At 65.6% G+C, this 16,537-nt stretch carries 16 protein-coding genes; 5 read left to right on the top strand and 11 right to left on the bottom strand.

Going from position 1 to position 16,537, the window contains the following annotated elements:
• Nucleotides 1-86: 86 nt before the first annotated feature.
• Nucleotides 87-1,283 (top strand): McrC family protein, encoded by a 1,197-nt coding sequence (locus ACS5PJ_RS11320; RefSeq protein ID WP_439435120.1) that lies wholly within the window; start codon nt 87-89, stop codon nt 1,281-1,283.
• Between the two features lie 11 nt (nt 1,284-1,294).
• Here ACS5PJ_RS11320 and ACS5PJ_RS11315 read toward each other — a convergent pair whose 3' ends face one another.
• A complete protein-coding gene (locus tag ACS5PJ_RS11315) occupies nt 1,295-2,953 on the bottom strand; it encodes a sensor histidine kinase (protein ID WP_439434986.1) in 1,659 nt (552 codons plus the stop codon).
• A gap of 100 nt (nt 2,954-3,053) precedes the next feature.
• Here ACS5PJ_RS11315 and ACS5PJ_RS11310 point away from each other — a divergent pair, with 100 nt between their 5' ends.
• Nucleotides 3,054-3,821 carry a response regulator transcription factor gene (locus ACS5PJ_RS11310; RefSeq protein ID WP_439434985.1) on the top strand — a complete coding sequence of 256 codons (768 nt, stop codon included), beginning with the start codon at nt 3,054-3,056 and terminating at the stop codon, nt 3,819-3,821.
• On the opposite strand, the gene ACS5PJ_RS11305 is transcribed toward ACS5PJ_RS11310, so the two are convergent.
• The 3 genes from ACS5PJ_RS11305 to ACS5PJ_RS11295 form a co-directional block, all read right to left on the bottom strand.
• Nucleotides 3,794-4,204, bottom strand: coding sequence for an Hpt domain-containing protein (locus tag ACS5PJ_RS11305; RefSeq protein WP_439434984.1), 411 nt, complete (start codon nt 4,202-4,204; stop codon nt 3,794-3,796). The genes ACS5PJ_RS11310 and ACS5PJ_RS11305 overlap by 28 nt on opposite strands.
• Nucleotides 4,205-4,414: 210 nt before the next feature.
• Nucleotides 4,415-4,882: a very short patch repair endonuclease gene (locus tag ACS5PJ_RS11300; RefSeq protein ID WP_439434983.1), complete on the bottom strand. Its 468-nt coding sequence runs from the start codon at nt 4,880-4,882 to the stop codon at nt 4,415-4,417.
• Nucleotides 4,883-4,917: 35 nt separating this feature from the next.
• Nucleotides 4,918-5,352: a pyridoxamine 5'-phosphate oxidase family protein gene (locus ACS5PJ_RS11295; protein WP_439434982.1), complete on the bottom strand. Its 435-nt coding sequence runs from the start codon at nt 5,350-5,352 to the stop codon at nt 4,918-4,920.
• Nucleotides 5,353-5,531: 179 nt separating this feature from the next.
• Between ACS5PJ_RS11295 and ACS5PJ_RS11290 the strand changes: the two genes are divergently transcribed.
• On the top strand, nt 5,532-6,602 hold the full coding sequence (locus tag ACS5PJ_RS11290; protein ID WP_439434981.1) for an alkene reductase: 1,071 nt from the start codon (nt 5,532-5,534) through the stop codon (nt 6,600-6,602).
• A gap of 255 nt (nt 6,603-6,857) precedes the next feature.
• Here ACS5PJ_RS11290 and ACS5PJ_RS11285 read toward each other — a convergent pair whose 3' ends face one another.
• The gene (locus tag ACS5PJ_RS11285) at nt 6,858-7,154 is read right to left on the bottom strand and encodes a hypothetical protein (protein WP_439434980.1); all 297 of its coding nucleotides are present in this window, start codon (nt 7,152-7,154) and stop codon (nt 6,858-6,860) included.
• Nucleotides 7,155-7,373: 219 nt separating this feature from the next.
• Between ACS5PJ_RS11285 and ACS5PJ_RS11280 the strand changes: the two genes are divergently transcribed.
• A complete protein-coding gene (locus tag ACS5PJ_RS11280) occupies nt 7,374-9,875 on the top strand; it encodes a Tex family protein (protein ID WP_439434979.1) in 2,502 nt (833 codons plus the stop codon).
• 45 nt (nt 9,876-9,920) lie between these two features.
• Here the strand turns inward: ACS5PJ_RS11280 and ACS5PJ_RS11275 are convergent, their stop codons facing one another.
• From ACS5PJ_RS11275 to ACS5PJ_RS11255, 5 genes are all read right to left on the bottom strand, one after another.
• Nucleotides 9,921-10,661 carry a YqjF family protein gene (locus ACS5PJ_RS11275; RefSeq protein ID WP_439434978.1) on the bottom strand — a complete coding sequence of 247 codons (741 nt, stop codon included), beginning with the start codon at nt 10,659-10,661 and terminating at the stop codon, nt 9,921-9,923.
• Nucleotides 10,662-10,951: 290 nt separating this feature from the next.
• On the bottom strand, nt 10,952-12,544 hold the full coding sequence (locus ACS5PJ_RS11270; RefSeq protein ID WP_439434977.1) for an HNH endonuclease signature motif containing protein: 1,593 nt from the start codon (nt 12,542-12,544) through the stop codon (nt 10,952-10,954).
• Between the two features lie 79 nt (nt 12,545-12,623).
• Entirely contained in the window at nt 12,624-13,022 is a 399-nt protein-coding gene (locus tag ACS5PJ_RS11265; protein ID WP_439434976.1) for a DUF1622 domain-containing protein, read from the bottom strand.
• A gap of 44 nt (nt 13,023-13,066) precedes the next feature.
• Nucleotides 13,067-13,927: an SDR family oxidoreductase gene (locus ACS5PJ_RS11260; protein ID WP_439434975.1), complete on the bottom strand. Its 861-nt coding sequence runs from the start codon at nt 13,925-13,927 to the stop codon at nt 13,067-13,069.
• A 4-nt stretch (nt 13,928-13,931) separates the two neighbouring features.
• Complete coding sequence (locus ACS5PJ_RS11255; protein ID WP_439434974.1) at nt 13,932-14,846, bottom strand: MSMEG_6728 family protein; 915 nt, start codon at nt 14,844-14,846, stop codon at nt 13,932-13,934.
• Between the two features lie 166 nt (nt 14,847-15,012).
• Between ACS5PJ_RS11255 and ACS5PJ_RS11250 the strand changes: the two genes are divergently transcribed.
• Nucleotides 15,013-15,603 carry a hypothetical protein gene (locus ACS5PJ_RS11250; protein WP_439434973.1) on the top strand — a complete coding sequence of 197 codons (591 nt, stop codon included), beginning with the start codon at nt 15,013-15,015 and terminating at the stop codon, nt 15,601-15,603.
• 138 nt (nt 15,604-15,741) lie between these two features.
• On the opposite strand, the gene ACS5PJ_RS11245 is transcribed toward ACS5PJ_RS11250, so the two are convergent.
• Nucleotides 15,742-16,386: a transglycosylase family protein gene (locus ACS5PJ_RS11245; protein WP_439434972.1), complete on the bottom strand. Its 645-nt coding sequence runs from the start codon at nt 16,384-16,386 to the stop codon at nt 15,742-15,744.
• Between the last annotated feature and the right edge of the window lie 151 nt (nt 16,387-16,537).

Raw genomic sequence — 16,537 nt, 5'->3', positions numbered from 1 at the left:
GCGGGGCAGCGCTTGCAGTTGCAGCGCGGGCAGTGGCTGCGAGGGCGGCGGCGCGGGGTAAGGGCCAGGCTGCCCGGCACCTGGTGCTGGATGAGCTGTCCGGCGGCATCGTTGAGCGGCTGGATGCCGCCAGTGCCGCGTTCCTTAACGCCAGCGGACTGGCCAAGGCCTCGCCGATGGGGATGGGCCTGTACCGGATCGAGCCTGTGGGAAAAGTGGGTTCAATCCGCACCTCGACCGTGCAGCTGGAGGTGCGCCCCAAGGACCGGCTGGGCCTGAGCCGTTTGCTGTTCCTGCTCAGTTTCGCCGGCGAGCAAGGTTTCCGGCCCGATTCCGTGGCCGCGAGCGAGGACCGGGAGCTCTGGAGCGCGCTGGCCGAATCCCTGGCCCAGCTGGCGGAGCGTGCCTTGGGGCGCGGGGTGCTGCAGGGGTACCTCACCGTGGACGAGTCGCTGCGCACGGTGAAGGGCCGCATCCGGATTTCGGACCAGATTTCCCGACGTCCCGGCATGCTGGTTCCGCTGGAAGTCTCCTACGACGAATTCACCGAGGACATTGCCGAAAACCGGATCCTGCGCGCGGCGCTCGAGCGCATGGGCCAGGTCCCGCGGGTCAGGCCTGAGGTCTTGAGCCGCCTCCGGCAACTTAAGGGAAAGCTCGACGCCGTGACCCGTCTGCCGGCCGGAGCTCCGTTGCCGCCGTGGACCCCGGGCCGGATGAATGTCCGCTATCACGCAGTCCTGCGCCTGGCTGAACTGATCCTGCGCAACGCATCCGCCGAGGCCGGCGAAGGCAAACAGCAGACAGCGGCGTTTGTGGTGGACATGGAGCAGGTGTTCGAGGACTTTGTGGGGACCGCGCTCCGCGAAGCCATGGCCGCGTACCCGGGGGAGATGCGGCTCCAGTACAACGCGCTGCTGAGCGAGGCCGTCCGGGACTCTGACCGGCTCTCCGTGCGGCCGGATGCCGTACATATGCTGGGTGGCCGCCCGGTGGTGGTCTATGACGCCAGGTACAAAGCAGCTTCCGACCTGGGGGCGTCCCTGACAGCTGACCACTACCAGATGCTCGCGTATTGCACCGCGCTGAAGGTGCCCACGGCCTGGCTGGTTTACGCCGGTGCGGGCGAGGTTAAACTGCGGCGCATCCTGAACACGGACATCGACGTCGTCGAGTTTCCACTGGATCTGTCGCGTCCGCCGTCGGAAATTCTCGCGGCCATCGGCGAACTGGCGCGGCAGTCGTGGGGCGAAGTGGTCCGGACTGCACGCACCGGCGCATAGTCCCCGCTGATTTAGACCGGCACGCGGAACGTAAAGGTGGTGCCCTGGCCCAGCTTGCTTTCCACGTCGATGGTCCCGCCGTGGGCCTCAACGATGGCCTTGCTGATGGGCAGCCCCAGTCCCACACCGGGAATTGCCGTGCGGCGGACATTGGACGTCCGGAAGAACTTGGTGAAGACCTCGGCCTGGTCAGCAGGGGTCATTCCCATGCCGGTATCGCTGACCGTGCACTTGAGAAAACCGTCCTCCCGCGTCAGGGAAACCGCCACATTGCCGCCGTCGGGTGAGTATTTGATGGCGTTGGATACAAGATTGTCCAGCACCTGGGAGATGCGCGCCCCGTCAACGCGGCCTTCCAACCGCGCGGGGACGTCCGTTTCCAAAACCACTCCCGTCGCGTCAGCCCTGGGCTGGGCGGCTGAGATGCTGGCACGCACCAGGTCGGCTACATCAACGGCGTTCGGCTTCATGAGCAGCTGGCCGTTCCTGCTGGCGAGAAGGTCAGAAACCAAGGTGAGCAGCCGCTCGGAGTTCCGCTTGACGATCTCCAGGGGCTGCCGCTGTTCCTCGTCCGGCCCGTCGGAGAGCAGGAGTTCCACATAGCCAAGGATTGAGGTCAGCGGCGTCCTGAACTCGTGCGACACGCTGGAGACAAAGTCATCCTTGGCTGCCAGGGCATCCACCAGGTCTGTCACATCGCTGAAGACAATTACCGACCCGGCGAAGTTCCCGTCGGGGTCCTTCATGGCGCGGGCCGAGGTGCTGATGGCCCGCTGCGCCGTCCCGGCACCCAGGAAGACCAGATTGTCAGTGAAAGTCTGCCCGAGTACTGCCCGGCGCACAGGACGGTCGCCAACGGGGACCATCGTGGTGCGGTCCGCGGCGAAGACCAGCAGCTGCGACTCGTTCGGATCCTCGATGTCCGGAGGTGTGGCCAGCGTGTGGTTGGCCCGCTGTTTCCGGTTCATCAGGATGTCGTGGCCGTCGGCGTCTACGGCGAGGACACCTACGTGCACCGTCTCCAGGATGGTGTTGAGGAGGGCTTCTTGCCGCATGGATTTTTCAAGGCCGGCCTGAAGCTGAAGATCCTTCTCCTCCAGGGTCCGCTGCTGGCGCATCATGCTCTGTGTCAGGACACTGACGGAAATTCCAATCCCCAGCATCATCAGTGGAATGAGCATGGCCTTGGCAAGGCTCGGACCGGACACGTCCCCACGAATGAAGAGGGGAACCCAGATGATGGCGAGCGGCCCCACAAAGGACAGCCAGCGGGAGGTCTGCGGGTAGTAACCGGAGGCGCAGAGCCAGATCACCGGGAACGCGGCGAGCAGGCTGAGGCCGGTGAGGCTGTCCTGGCCACCCTCGCGCCCCAACCCGATCGACACGAAGTCCAGCAGCGGGATCAGCAGGAAGCTCGTATATGGCATCCGGTCCCAGGGAACCAGGAAACACAGCGACATAATGACGAGCTGGGAGACGAGGAAGGCCACGAACAGCGGGCTGTCGAAGACCTCCGGGAAAAAGGCCAAAACCAGGCACGCCGTAAAGAGGGTGGTGACTGACAGCGGTGCCTGGCTCATGACCACCCTGCCGGTCAGGGAGTTCTCGTGGAATGGCCGTCCGAAAAATCCCAGCCAGCCCAAGCCACGCGGGGCCGCGGAATCACGCATGGATTTGTATCTGAGATGGGACGATAGACAGACGCATACCAGCAGGATATCGGCAGCGGGCTATACTTCTGACGTTGTCAAGCTGGCTGAGGGGGCTGGGATGAGTGAAGCACGAGTGGGGCTGGTCATTGAGGATGACCAGGATATCCGCGAACTTGTACGCACGGTCCTGACCCAGGCGGGTTTCGAGGTGACGGTGGCCAGCAGCGGCCACGAAGGGGTCCTGGCTGCAAAGACCTTGAATCCTGACGTCATCACCCTTGACCTGGGGCTGCCGGATATCGACGGTTTTGAGGTTTCCCGCCAGATCCGCGAGTTCTCAGATGCCTACATCGTGATGCTCACGGCGCGTGCGGATGAACTGGACACGCTGATCGGGCTGGAGTCCGGGGCCGATGACTACCTCACCAAGCCGTTCAGGCCGCGGGAGCTGCGGGCGAGGATCGCTGCCATGATGCGCCGGCCCCGGTCGCTGCCGGATCCGGCCGAAAGTCCAGGCGGGGACCAGCCCGTTGACGCCGAGACCGGCCACAGTGACGGAACTTACAGCCACAACGGCCTGGACCTGAGCTACGCCTCACGGTCCGTCAGCGTGGATGGGGAGGAACTCAACCTGACGCGGACCGAATTCGAGCTCCTCTACGCGCTGCTCGAGGCGGGGCGGACGGTCCGGACCAAATCGGATCTGGTGCGTCGGCTCCGGGACGAGGATTACGACGTCGGCAGTTACATCAGCGAGGCAGACGAGCGTTCCGTCGAAGTCCACATGGGAAACCTGAGGAAGAAGCTCGGCGATTCGCCGCAGCGTCCACGCTGGCTGCAGACAGTGCGCGGCGTCGGCTACCGCCTGGCGCCAGTCGAACGTTGAGCCTGCAGCCGGTGGACCGTTTGGCGGCTGCAGTAGCCGATCGGCTTCAAGTATTCAGCGGCCAGCCGGGGCAGCACCACTGAGGGGTCCACGCCGCGGGACTCTTCGCGGATGCAACGTTCCAGGGTCATGGCCAAACCCGCCAGCCGTTCGGCGCCCACCATCTGGCTGGACGTTTTGAGGCTGAGGATCGCATCCACGGATCCGTCCAGATCGCCGGTCGTCAAAGCGAGCCGCAGCCTGTCGATCCTGACAGGCAGGTAACCGATGAAATTGCCCACAAAAACGGTGCTGTAGCCTTCATCCTCGTCCAGCTCAACCCGGAGCCGGTCCAGGACAGACTGGTCCACCAGCGGCCGCCCGGCGTCATCGGAGGGAACCATTGCTGTCCTTTCCGCAGGGGGTTGCCACCCGGGAAAGGGGGCGTCGCCGTCGGGCATTTCGTCCACTTTCAGACTAAGACTGTTCCGTAGCCCGGGTAGCGCCCCAGCCAATGTATGTGGCTTTTCTGAGGAGACTGCGGGTTTATCTTCAGGGGCTCAATCCTCCCCGCCGCCCATCAATACCCGAGGCAGCAAACGGTCAAGATTGTCTCAAGTTCCCTTTGCCGGCTGCGGCAGTTCCATGGCACCAACCGCGGGGGAACCGAGGAAGCGTACCAGCTGGGCTTCCAGGGACGAGCCGTCTTTCAACTCGCACTCCCACACGGTCAGCACTTCCCAGCCCGCGTCCTCCAGTTCGAGGCGCTGCCTGGCGTCGCGGAGCATCGTGCGCGTGCGCTTGGTCTCCCAAAAATCAGCGTTTGCTTTGGGGGCGTGCTGGCCCACCCGGCAGTCATGGAAATGCCAGAAGCAGCCATTGACGAAGATGACTTTACGCCGCCCCGCGAACACCAGGTCCGGACGGCCTGGCAGCCGCATCTGGCCGGACTTTCCGTGCAGGCGGTACCTGTAGCCCTTGGCGTGAAGGAGGCGGCGCACCAGTAACTCAGGCTTGGTGTTCTTGCCCCTGATCCGGGACATGTTCCAGCTGCGCTGCTCGGGAGTCAGCTTGTCCGCCATGACTCCAGTCTAGAAGCCGCCCTGTCCAGGAGCTCCTAGATCTCGCGTTCGGGCTGCTCGCCAAACTCAAAGTGGCGGCCGCTGACAGAGCGGGGCGCGATCTCCACGTAAAAGTCCTTCAGCGTGGGCACCCAGGTCTTGAGGCCAAGCCCCTCCACTTCGGCCAGTTCCGCTGAGTTGCTCAGGACGCGCGCCGTGCCCCGGACCACCACCGACCATGCCTCGTCCTCGAGGATGCCGTCAGCCTCCAAAAGCACAGTGGAATTGATGGTCAGCTGGGCGAGTTTGTTTCCCGGCGCCGTACGGAGGTAAAGCTTCCGGCCAGAGGCAAGGTAATTGACGGGAAAAATATCGGGTTCGCCGGCGACCGAAACTACCAGGCGACCGTGCTTGGTAGCTTCCAGGAGTTGCCAGGACTGCGCATCGTCGAGTTCGAGGACAGGGTTTCCATCTGCGTGGGAGAACATCATGGGGCCATTCTTCTACGATCGGTAGAAGATTACTAGTCCCCTAGGCGAAGTGGGATGTCCCCAACCGCCGGGGGAGGTTCCTTGATGGCGAAGCCATGATCCGCGTCTCACCCGGAATAGTTGCAGGCGCCGATTAGTTGGGCACAACAGTACTCAATCATTTTCGAAAGGAACCGCGCATGCTGTTTTCCCCGTTGACCCTTGGCGAACTTGAACTGCCCAATCGCCTCGTGATGGCCCCGCTGACCCGCATCCGTACCGGCGAAGAAGGTATTCCGGGCCCGCTGGTGGTGGAGCACTACCGTCAGCGTGCATCCCTGGGACTCATCGTCAGCGAGGGCATCTACCCCAGCCCCGCCGGACGTTCCTACCCAGGCCAGCCAGGACTGGTCAACGCCGAGCAGATCGCCGGTTGGAAGAAGGTCACCGACGCCGTCCACGCCGAGGGTGGCCGGATGTTCGCGCAGATCATGCACGGTGGCCGGGTGTCCCACCAGGACATCACGGGCGGCCGGACCATCGTGGGCCCGAGCGCCGTTGCCATCGACGGCGAAGTCCGGACGCCGTCGGGCAAGCAGCCGTACCCCGTGCCGCACGCACTGACCACCGACGAGCTGTCCGTAGTAATGCAGGAAATCGTTACCGGCTCGGTCAACGCAATTGAAGCCGGTTTCGATGGCGTGGAGCTCCACTCGGCCAACGGTTACCTCCTGCACGAGTTCGTGGCCCCGAACTCCAATGTCCGCTCCGACAGCTACGGCGGCTCGCCGGAGAACCGCGCACGCTTCGTGATCGAGACCGTCAATGCCGTGGTGGCCGCCCTCGGCTCAAACCGCGTCGGCATCCGCATCTCGCCTGAGCACAATGTCCAGGGCATCGCAGAAACGGACGCAGCCGATGTCCGTGCCACCTACGAAGTCCTGGTGGACAGCATCGCTTCCCTGAACCTGGCCTACCTCAGCATCCTGCACCACGAACCGGCCGGAGACCTGGTACAGGATCTCCGTGAGCGCTTCGACGGCCCTTTCCTGGTCAACACCGGCTTCGGCGTTGTCACCACCCGCGAGGAGGCGCTGGCCCTTGTTGCCGACGGCCATGCCGACGCCGTAGTGGTGGGGCGTCCCGCCCTTGCCAATCCGGATCTGGCGCGTCGCTGGAAGGAAAGCCTTCCGCTGAACGATTTCGACCCGGCCACGTTCTACACCGAGGGCGCCAAAGGCTACACCGACTACCCGTCGTACTCGGGCTGAGCCGGGCCCCGGGAAACACGTCCTGGCAGCAGTAACGACTGCTGGGCAACACTGGGGCTGAACTAACGGCGACGGCGGCACCCGGGCTTGGGTGCCGCCGTCGTCGGCTGCTCGGTGTGCTGTTCCGGCAGCGCGTGCCAATTAGCCATCCGACGGCTGTTTTGGCTGAGTTATAAGTTGGCCCGCCCAGGTCCGCATAAAACCGGGCGGTGATGACAGGATACTCCAGCGAATGGAGTATCGCTAGAGGCGATCTTAGAGGAACGCTTCCCGGCCGGTGCCTTCGCGCATCACCAGTTTGCCGTCCTGGATGGAGACCAGCAGGCTCTTGGGCTTTCCGCTGACTTTGAGGATGCCCTTGAGCCCACGGTTGGTGACTTCCACGCCCACCTGTGCACCCTTCGCGGGCAGTTCGACTGACGTTTCGAAGGCTTCGCCCAGGAGCGGATTGGTGGATACCCCGACGTCGCGGCGGACCTCCTTGCCGTTGACCAGTACGGTGATGTTGGCCTCGTCGAATCCTTCCTGAAAGACGATGAGCAGTTCCCGCATGGTGGCCTCTTCCTCGAAAATGATTACCGATGACGGCAACTCAACTACAGCACTTCAGAGCCCGTAGTGGAATACCCGCTTGCGCGGCGGGCGCCGGGCAACAGCCCTCGGACCCGCCAGGATGAGCGGTAACAGACCAGGCAGCAGCTCTGGCTGCACACAGGCCGCCGGCCCACTCCACTGGTGGAGACCGTCAGGGCAGTAGGGCAAAATGTTCTGGTGACTCAACTCCCGCAACGCCCTTCCGCCTCCTCTTCCGCCCGCGCCGGCGTCCAGTCCGGACCCCCGGCTGGCAACCCGGCCGGCAACCAGTCGCCGGATGACGCAATTCATGCCCAGATTGCCGCTGAGCTCGGCGTGAAGGCCTGGCAGGTGAAGGCTGCAGTGGAGCTGCTCGACGGCGGGTCCACAGTCCCCTTTATCGCCCGGTACCGCAAGGAAGCCACGGGGACGCTGGATGACACGCAGCTCCGTGAGCTCGACGAGCGCCTGCGGTACCTCCGCGAACTGGAGGACCGCCGTCGTACCGTCCTTGAGGCGATTGCCGCCCAGGGCCAGCTGACGACCGAACTGCAGAGGGCGGTCCTCGCCGCGGACACCAAGTCGCGGCTGGAAGACATCTATCTTCCGTTCAAGTCCAAGCGGCGCACCAAAGCCCAGACCGCCCGTGAGGCCGGGCTGGAGCCGCTTGCCGAGGCGCTGCTGAAGCGTCCGGACCTGGATCCGGAACGTGAGACGGCCAAGTTCCTGAACGCGGTGCATTCCATTGACGACGCCGCCGCGGCGCTCGCCGGCGCCCGCTCCATTCTTGTGGAACGTGTGGCGCAGGATCCGGATCTTGCCGCCACCCTGCGCGAGCGGCTCTGGACCCAGGGCCGGATGGCGTCGCGGGTGAAGAAGGGGAAGGAATCCGAGGGCCAGAAGTTCGCGGACTACTTCGACTTCGCCCAGGCGCCGTCGGGGATGCCCTCGCACCGTGTGCTTGCCCTGCTGCGCGGCGAGAAGGACGGCGTGCTGGAACTGGACCTCGCCGAGGCAGACCCGACTAACGACGACGCCCTCACCGCCGCGCGTGCCCGGTACGAGGCGGCGGTGGCCAAGTGCCTCGGGGTCGCCGACCGTGGCCGTCCAGCTGACGCGTGGCTGCTGCAGACGGCGCAGGTCGCCTGGCGCTCGCGGGTCCTGGCGCGGCTGACCGCGGACCTTCGCGGCCGGATGTTTGCCGCCGCCGAAGACGAGGCCGTGAGGGTATTCGCGGCGAACCTGCGCGACGTCCTCCTTGCAGCGCCCGCCGGCAACCGGGCCACCCTGGGGCTGGATCCGGGATTGCGGACCGGTGTGAAGGTCGCCGTGGTGGACGGAACCGGCAAGGTGGTGGCCACCGACACCGTCTACCCGCACGCGCCCGCCCGGAAGTGGGATGAAGCGCTGGCCGCGTTGGTCCGGCTGGCCCAGAAGCACCACGTTGAACTTGTGGCGATCGGGAACGGCACGGCGTCCCGCGAGACGGACAAGCTCGCCGCGGAGCTCATCAAGATGCTGCCCGCCGCAGAGCAAAAGCCACAGAAGCTGGTGGTCTCCGAGGCCGGGGCGTCCGTGTATTCGGCGTCAGCCCTGGCCGCCGCCGAACTGCCCGGCATGGACGTGTCCCTGCGCGGTGCTGTCTCCATTGCCCGGCGGCTGCAGGATCCGCTGGCTGAACTGGTGAAGATCGATCCAAAGTCCATCGGAGTGGGGCAGTATCAGCACGATGTCACGGCGGCCAAGCTGGACCGCAGCCTGGACGCGGTGGTGGAGGACTGCGTTAACGCGGTGGGCGTGGACGTGAACACGGCATCACCCGCGCTGTTGAGCCGGGTGGCCGGCGTCGGGCCGCTGCTGAGCGAAAACATCGTGGCGTACCGGAACGAACATGGTCCGTTTGCCAAACGCAGCGAACTCAAGAAAGTGCCGCGGCTCGGAGCCAAGGCCTTCGAACAGTGCGCGGGATTCCTGCGGATCGCCGGGGGAGCGGAGCCGCTGGACGCGTCGAGTGTCCACCCGGAGGCCTACTCCGTGGCACGCAAAATCCTGGTGGCAGCGGGGTCAGCGCCGGCGTCGTCCCTGGATCCGCGGACCTTCGTGGATGGGACCTTCGGCTTGCCCACGATCCAGGACATCCTGGCCGAGCTGGATAAGCCCGGCCGGGATCCGCGCCCCGCCTTCGCCGCGGCGACGTTCGCCGACGGGATTGAGAAGATCTCCGACCTCAGGCCCGGCATGGTGTTGGAGGGGACCGTGACTAACGTGGCTGCCTTCGGCGCTTTTGTTGACGTGGGTGTTCACCAGGACGGGCTGGTCCACGTTTCGGCGCTGGCCAACCGCTTTGTCTCGGACCCGCGCGAAGTGGTGAAGTCCGGGCAGGTGGTCCGCGTGAAGGTGCTCGAAGCCGATCCGGAACGGAAACGGATCTCGCTGACTTTGAGGCTCGACGACGAGCCGTCGCCTTCCGGGGCCCCGCGAACCCCGGGCGGCACCCGAACCCCGGGCGGCACGCGGGATTCCGGCGGGCGTGGTGGCAGAGGTACAGTCCGTGACAGCCAAGGCGGACGCGGCCAGGGCGTGGAACCAAGCAAGGGCTCGGCGGGCAAGACTTCCGCCGGCCGGCCTCCCGTCCCGAAGCCTGTACCGGTCAATACGGCCATGGCGGAGGCGCTTCGCAAGGCTGGCCTCGGCAAGTAGCTCCTGGCTGCAGCCAGTTGGCCGGCGCGGATGAGCGGGGAACGACTAGGTATCCAGAACCCTCGGCCGGCCGAACTGGGTCCGAACTCCTGGGGAGAAAAGGACCGAGTCCGGGGGCCCTGCCACTTTGATTCCGGCCGCGTGGACGAGTCCGTCGTCGAGCGTGGTCAGCTCTGCCTGGTGAAGGGGCCAGGCCGCATGCGTGTTGGGCACGTACAGCGTGCGGCCGCGGAATCTGGTGTGGAGGCCGAACCTGGCGGTGAGGTGAACGGACAGCGGATCGGCGGCGACGCTTCCCAACTCAGGGACAGCGGCGAACTCGCTACGAGCTCCACCCCGGAACCGGCGGACGGAGTAGCCCGTTGACTTGTCCACCTGCGGGCGGTGGAAGCCAGTTCTGGACCATACGTAAGGTATACCCGCTGCTCTGGCTGCCAGGACTACCGCCAGCCGGTTAGCGTCGAGGCTCAGGAACACCACGCCGCGTGTGCCGTCTGGTTCCCGGGAGTAAAGGCGGACGTTGACCTCGTTGAAATCCCCGAAGAACGGCACCGCTGGTCCACCGCCGAGCCCGGCCTGACGCATCCGAAAACCTATCAGGCCCACCCAGGACGAACCGTCGAAAACGTCAGGCACCACCCCGGCCGGCATGAAGGCGGCCGCCGTCGCCTCGGGCAGGCGCCAGTGCAGGAACAGGGCATCTGTCCAACGCTGGTCCATGATGACTGGACCCGCCAGCGCTGGCGCCTCCGGCCAGGGGTCGGGGCTACTGGATTGGGTCTTCATGGTTTGCCTCTGTCAGAAGTTGCGGATTCAGAAGTTGCGGATTCGGGAGGTGCGGTGGGCGGGGCCGGGGTTTGTTATGACAGCTCTCGGAGGCCTTTGACCCGAACAGCAATCTTCGGGGCCTTGGCACTCCTGTTTTTAGTCGTGGGTTGCAAGCCTAACGGCATGCTCAAGGACCTCACGGTGCTACCAATCCGGATCAGTTTGGGGTGGACGTGGCAGATCAGGATCCGCGCAGGCGTCGAAAGTCAGGTCAGGGTCGAGGTCTCTGGCCTGACCAACGTCGAAAGTCACGTCAGGGTCAAGGGCTCTACGGGGCCAACGTTCCGGTCCCCGTCGGCTTTCCTCCAGCCGTGATCCCCTTGGCTTGCCTCCCTTCCGTCTGGTTTCGTTCGGACTGGTTTCTTTCGAACCAGCTGTGATTGCCGGGGTTCCCCGGGCCCTCGATCTTGCCGATATTGGGGCAGCAGGGGTGGTTCCCAGTCGGGGTATTCGCTGGCGTAGCGTCGGCCGGTGGGTGAGGTCCAGCCCGGCGGATGGTCTTTGGTGGCCGGGCCGGGTTCCCAGCCGCCGGTGTGCCGCAGCTTGTGGTGTTTCGGGCAGGGCTGGGCCAGATTGCTGATCCCGGTGCTGCCGCCCTTTGTCCAGGCGAGGAGGTGGTCCGCTTCGTTGTCCAGGGACTGGTTGTGGCAGCCGGGGAACGGGCACTTCCCGTCCCGCAGCCGCAGCCATTGGCGTTGGGCTTTGGTGACCGGGTAGCTGGTCCGGCCGATCTCCAGCGGTGCACCGTCCCGGGGGTCGATCAGGACGCGGTGGAAGGACGTGGCGCCGTCGGCGATGAGCCTTCGTGCCATGGTGACCGGGATCGGACCGTACCCGTCCAGCATCGCCGGCTCATCGGTGGCGCCGAGCAGGGACATGATGGGCGCGGTGAGCAGGACCTGCGCACGGGGAACGGGGACACGGCCGCCCAGGGCGCCATGCATGTCCGCCGTGAGGCCCGCGCCGGCGTCAGCGGGAACCACGGTGCCGCTGGCTTCCGTGTTGGGCGTGATGCCGCCGAGGAGCAGGTTGGCGGCGATGTCGGCCCGCCTCTGGGTCATGGTGCGGTCCTCGTCCGGGCCCTGCAAGGCCCGGGCGGCGGCGGTGGTGCGGTTCCAGATCCCGGCGGCCTGGTCCGCGGGCAGGTACGCCGAAAGCCAGGCCATCCCGTCCCGGTCCGGCGTGTATTCCAGCCGCCGGTCCGCCACGGACCGGGCGTGGCGTTTCTCGATGCTGACCGGGTGGTGGCGTTCCCGCCAGATCCGGGCTTTGTGCCGGAACCGGGAGGGAACAAGTTCACCGGCCGGGCAGCCCCGGTTGGGGTTCTCCACCCCGGGGTCCAGGAAGTGCGCCTCCAACGCAGCAGCGGCGCCGGGTTCCAGGCTGGTGGTCTCATCCACCATGACCCGGGCATGCTGCCACGACAACGACCCGGCCGTCAGCGCGGACAGGGTCAACGGCAGGCCGGTGGTCAGGGCGTGGGATTCGGCCAGCAGGGCTGAGGCGGTCCGTTCGCCGACCGTGAGGACGCACGCGACTTCGGCCACGACCGCCATCTCCTGGGCGCGATCAGACATGTCAGGGGATGCCAGTGCCTGGGCCGTATCTGCGTAACCTGCCGCGGCGTGGACTGTCACGGCGGCGACCTGCGCATTGATCCTGGTAGTCAGGGCCAGCGTGTCCAACCAGCCATCAGCTTCCTGGCGCAACGGATCATCATCAGCACACCCGGCAGAATCCGCGGTCCCGCTCGAATCAGTCCCGCGCTGAGCCGCCGCGAGCAGCAAGGCCGCGGAAGCACAAACAGCCTCCGCCGCCTCAACCGCCGCCCTGTTTCCCATACCCACATCATCCCGCCGGTCACCGACAAAAACCGCGAAGCTAAATGCCTATGTGGATAACTCCAGGCGAAGTGAAATCCTAGGCACGCGCCCCCGCCGGGTCGGCAGTTTCGCCTGAGTGGGGCTCCTTCTGCCACGGCCAGCGACCGGTGATTTCCAGCTCGAGCGAGAAGCTCAGGAAGGTCCGGATCAGCACGATAATGGCCAGCACACCCACACTCTCGAACGTGGGTGTCACCGCTACCGTGCGGATGATGTCGGCCGCCACCAGGAGCTCTAGGCCCAACAGGATGGACCTCCCCAGCAGCTGCCGGTATGCACGGTAAACCGAAAGCTTCTCAGACCCGGCGGGAAGCTTTCTTGGCTGGTAGCCGCGTAAGGCCATGGGAATCGACACAAGGGCGCCGATGACCATCACTGCCACCCCGGCGAAGTCCATGTATTTGCCCACGGCCTCAATGATGTGCTGGAAATCCACCGTGCTCCTCGTCTGCAGGGGTCAGTCGTTTGTCTGGCCCAAGCCTACGGGTGGCGGACTCCCGTGCCGGCCAGGACTTCCCGGTAGCCTTCACGGAACGAGGGGTAGGCGAACTCGAAGCCGGTCCCTCGGAGCAGCGCATTGCTCACCCTTTTGTTTCCGCCACGGGCCTCGCCGGCCGGACCAACCGGAGGTTCCGGATAACCCATCTCGGCTGCCAGGAAACGCAGAACTTCGCCCAGTTCGGCGGGATCGTTATCCACTCCGACATAAACCGGTGAGGGGACGGAGTCCATGGTCGCCAGGTGAACAATGGCAGCCGCGGCGTCGTCCCGGTGGATCCGGTTCGAATAACGCGGCTCGTCGGGAATCACGGCGGTCCCGGTGCGGACCTGGTCGATAAGCCTGGTCCGCCCGGGGCCGTAGATTCCACCAAGCCGCAGCACAACCGGCGCCGATCCTGTGCCGCGCAACCGCGACAGCAAAAGGTCCTCCGCCGCTCGGATGACGCGCCCGGAGAAACTGCCAGGTTCCGGCGTCGTACGTTCATCAACCCAGCCGCCGCCGGCATCTCCATAGACCGCGGTGGAGGACACAAACAGCACGCGGCGTGGCGTCACGCCGTCGCGCTCCAGAGCGTCCATGACGTGCGCAAGCCCGTCCACATAGGCGGCCCGGTAGGCCGCTTCGGTGGGTGAATCTGCCGCCACGGCGACGACGACGGCGGTAGTGTCCGCCGGGATGGCCGGAAGGCCGGCGGAACTCAGGTCAGCCGCCACGCCTTCGATGGCCGCCGGCAGCTTTTCGGGCGAGCGGCGCCAACCGACGACGCGATGGCCAAGGGCGGCAAAGCGCAGGCCCGCTTCGGTGCCTAAATCGCCGCAGCCGGCCAGAAGTACCGTCACGCGATCAGGGTGCCTGGACCGGGAAGAACACGCGGGGATCCTGCAGGAGTGCGGGGTAGTCGAACGCGGACCGGTCGATCACCTCGGTGACCGTGAAGTGGCGGCCGAAGCGGCCGTCGTCGAGCGTGATGGGCCTGCCCAGAACCTGACCGACAGCGAACCTGGCGCCATCCTCCAGCATGACCGCCACCGCGGTCTTGCCCGGCAGGGTGGCGAAGGCGCTCTCCTGCGCCTGGCGCTTCCGCGTTGGCTTTTTCACCAACTGTTTCGGAGGAAGCTTGCGGGGCTGCTTTGAAGGCCGGCGCGAACCGTCGTCGACGTAGACGGGGGAGTATCCGTCCGGATCGGCCGCGGCGGGCGCTGCAGCATGGCCGCGGACCGGCGGCAGGGCCACCGTGTCCAGCGTCTGGGGATCGATCTCGGCGTGGGGGTCGCGGAGGATCCAGAGGATATCGCCCTCGGGTTCCGCGGGATAGAACTCGTGCTTGGGCTCGGGCCAGAGGTAATCGAGGTCCACGTCAGCGTCCGGAAAGACTTCCTTGTAGAACTTCGGTTCCTTGTGGACCAGCTTGGCCCGGTGGCTCAGGTGGAAGTCCGGATTCCCGAGCCATTCCGGCATGGGGATCTTGGCGGCGTAGTCCGGGTGGGCTGCCTGGGGCGCGAACTCGGTGATGTTGGCGCGCGTGTTGTCGGCGTGGCCGCGGGCGGCCCATTCGTCCACCATCGCCAGGCCGTACATGGTCAGGGCCGGCACGTGGCCCATCCACATGCGGACCGCGGGGTGGGTCTGCCAGCCGTACTCGGGGATCACCAGCGCACGGAGTGTCTGCAGCGCTTCGACACGCTGTTTGCCAAGCCTGGCGGTGTCCAGTGCTGCGGCGCTCTGCCGGAAATCGGGGTACGGGAGGAAAGTTTGCATTCTTTCAGTCTGACGGCACCGGGCGGATGTGCCAATTGCAGTGCCCGCCGCCACACGCGAGCAGGCCGCCCATTCAGCAAATGTTCACATGCTGGACCGATGCATACAGCGGATACCGTTATCCACTAAGATCACCAAAACGTCCCACCGTCCCGGAAGCCCCCTCATGACAATTTCAGCTGATTTGACCCCCGGAAACACGAGTTCTTTTGTGCCCCGCTTCGGGCAGATGCTCAGCCCGGAGGCCAAGGGCATCCTGGTCCTTGATGAATTTACCCTCGATCCGGCGGCCGCGCGCAAGGAGCAGCACGGCTTCCGGGCGGCCCTGGCCTCAGTGGCTTTGACCCTCCGCCGGATTGTGGCCCTGCGGGTGGTGATTGCCCTGGTGGCGATCGGGAACCTGCCGCTGTTCCTGCTCTCCAGCGGCTGGTGGATCTATGCCGTCTCCCTGACTCTGGTGGTGGGTGTCCACCTGGCCGTCTCCTGGCTGAACCGGCACGAGCCCAAGATCCGCCAGCGCCAGATGCTCGAACTGCACCTGCACCGCGAGCGCAGCGCCAACTACCGCAAAGTCCGCGACGCCGTGAAGTACATGATCGACACGCCCAGCCGCATGAACGAGCACCTCTACCTCGAACTGCTGGCAGCCAAGCGCGTGGCCCTGAACCTCGCCCACGGGACCGTTGCCCTCCTGGACACCAGCGACGACGCCGCCTGGAAGGTGCGCATCATCCGCGAAATCAAGGTCGCCGTCTAGCGCTGAGCACCAACCAAACACAACAAACGTACGACGCCGGAGCTCCCCTTGTGAGGGGAGCGCCGGCGTCGTCGTTTGGGGGCGTCGTCTGAAAGGACGTCCGTTCCCGGCTGTTAGAACCGGGCAGAGCGTTAACCCTTAGGCAGGAAGCTGGATGACCTGTCCCGCGAATACGAGATTGGGGTTGGAGATCGTGTCCAGGTTGGCGTCAGCCAGGTGCTGCCAGCCGCCTGCGATGCCAAGTTTCCCGGCCACGGTGCTCAGGGTGTCGCCGGCTTCCAGCGTGTAGGTTTCGCCGCTGAGTGCCACCGGTGCTGCGTGCTGCGGCACCGTCACAGGGGCGGCCGCCGGGGCTGCCGGCACCTGGGCGACCGGCACGTTCTGTACCGGGGCAGTCTGGACCGGAACGCTTTGCGGTGCTGCCGCCGTGGCGCCTCCTCCGCCGCTCAACCCGAGCTGCGCGGCGCAGGACGGCCACGCTCCCCAGCCCTGCGCGGCCTGGACCTGTTCTGCCACGGCGATCTGCTGCTCGCGGCTGGCGTCAGCGGCGGAACCGGTGCCGCCGTACGCTGCCCAGGTGGTGCTGCTGAACTGCAGCCCGCCGGTGTAGCCGTTTCCGGTGTTGGTTGCCCAGTTGCCGCCGCTTTCACACTGAGCCAGGGCGTCCCACGTTGAGGTGCTGGCCGCATTGGCTCCGGTGGCGGAAAGTGCGACGCCTGCCATGGAAATGGCGGCAACAGTTGCTCCGCGACGCGCGGCAGTACGGATGGTGGTGTTGTTCATGGTGTTGATGCTCCTGAAGGCCACCTGCGCTCGGTCCGTCCCCGGAGGTTATCGCGCCACTGCCCGCCCCTGACGAATAGAGGTCATTTTCGGTGTCTGCCGGCCGGGCAGTTCTGGTGGAGGCAGCACCGGGCATTCATTGGCCCGCTTG

Source organism: Pseudarthrobacter cremeus (assembly GCF_051857465.1).
Taxonomy (GTDB): Bacteria; Actinomycetota; Actinomycetes; order Actinomycetales; family Micrococcaceae; genus Arthrobacter.
Note: the sequence above shows the minus strand (reverse complement) of the source record. Positions and strands in the feature narration are given on the sequence as shown.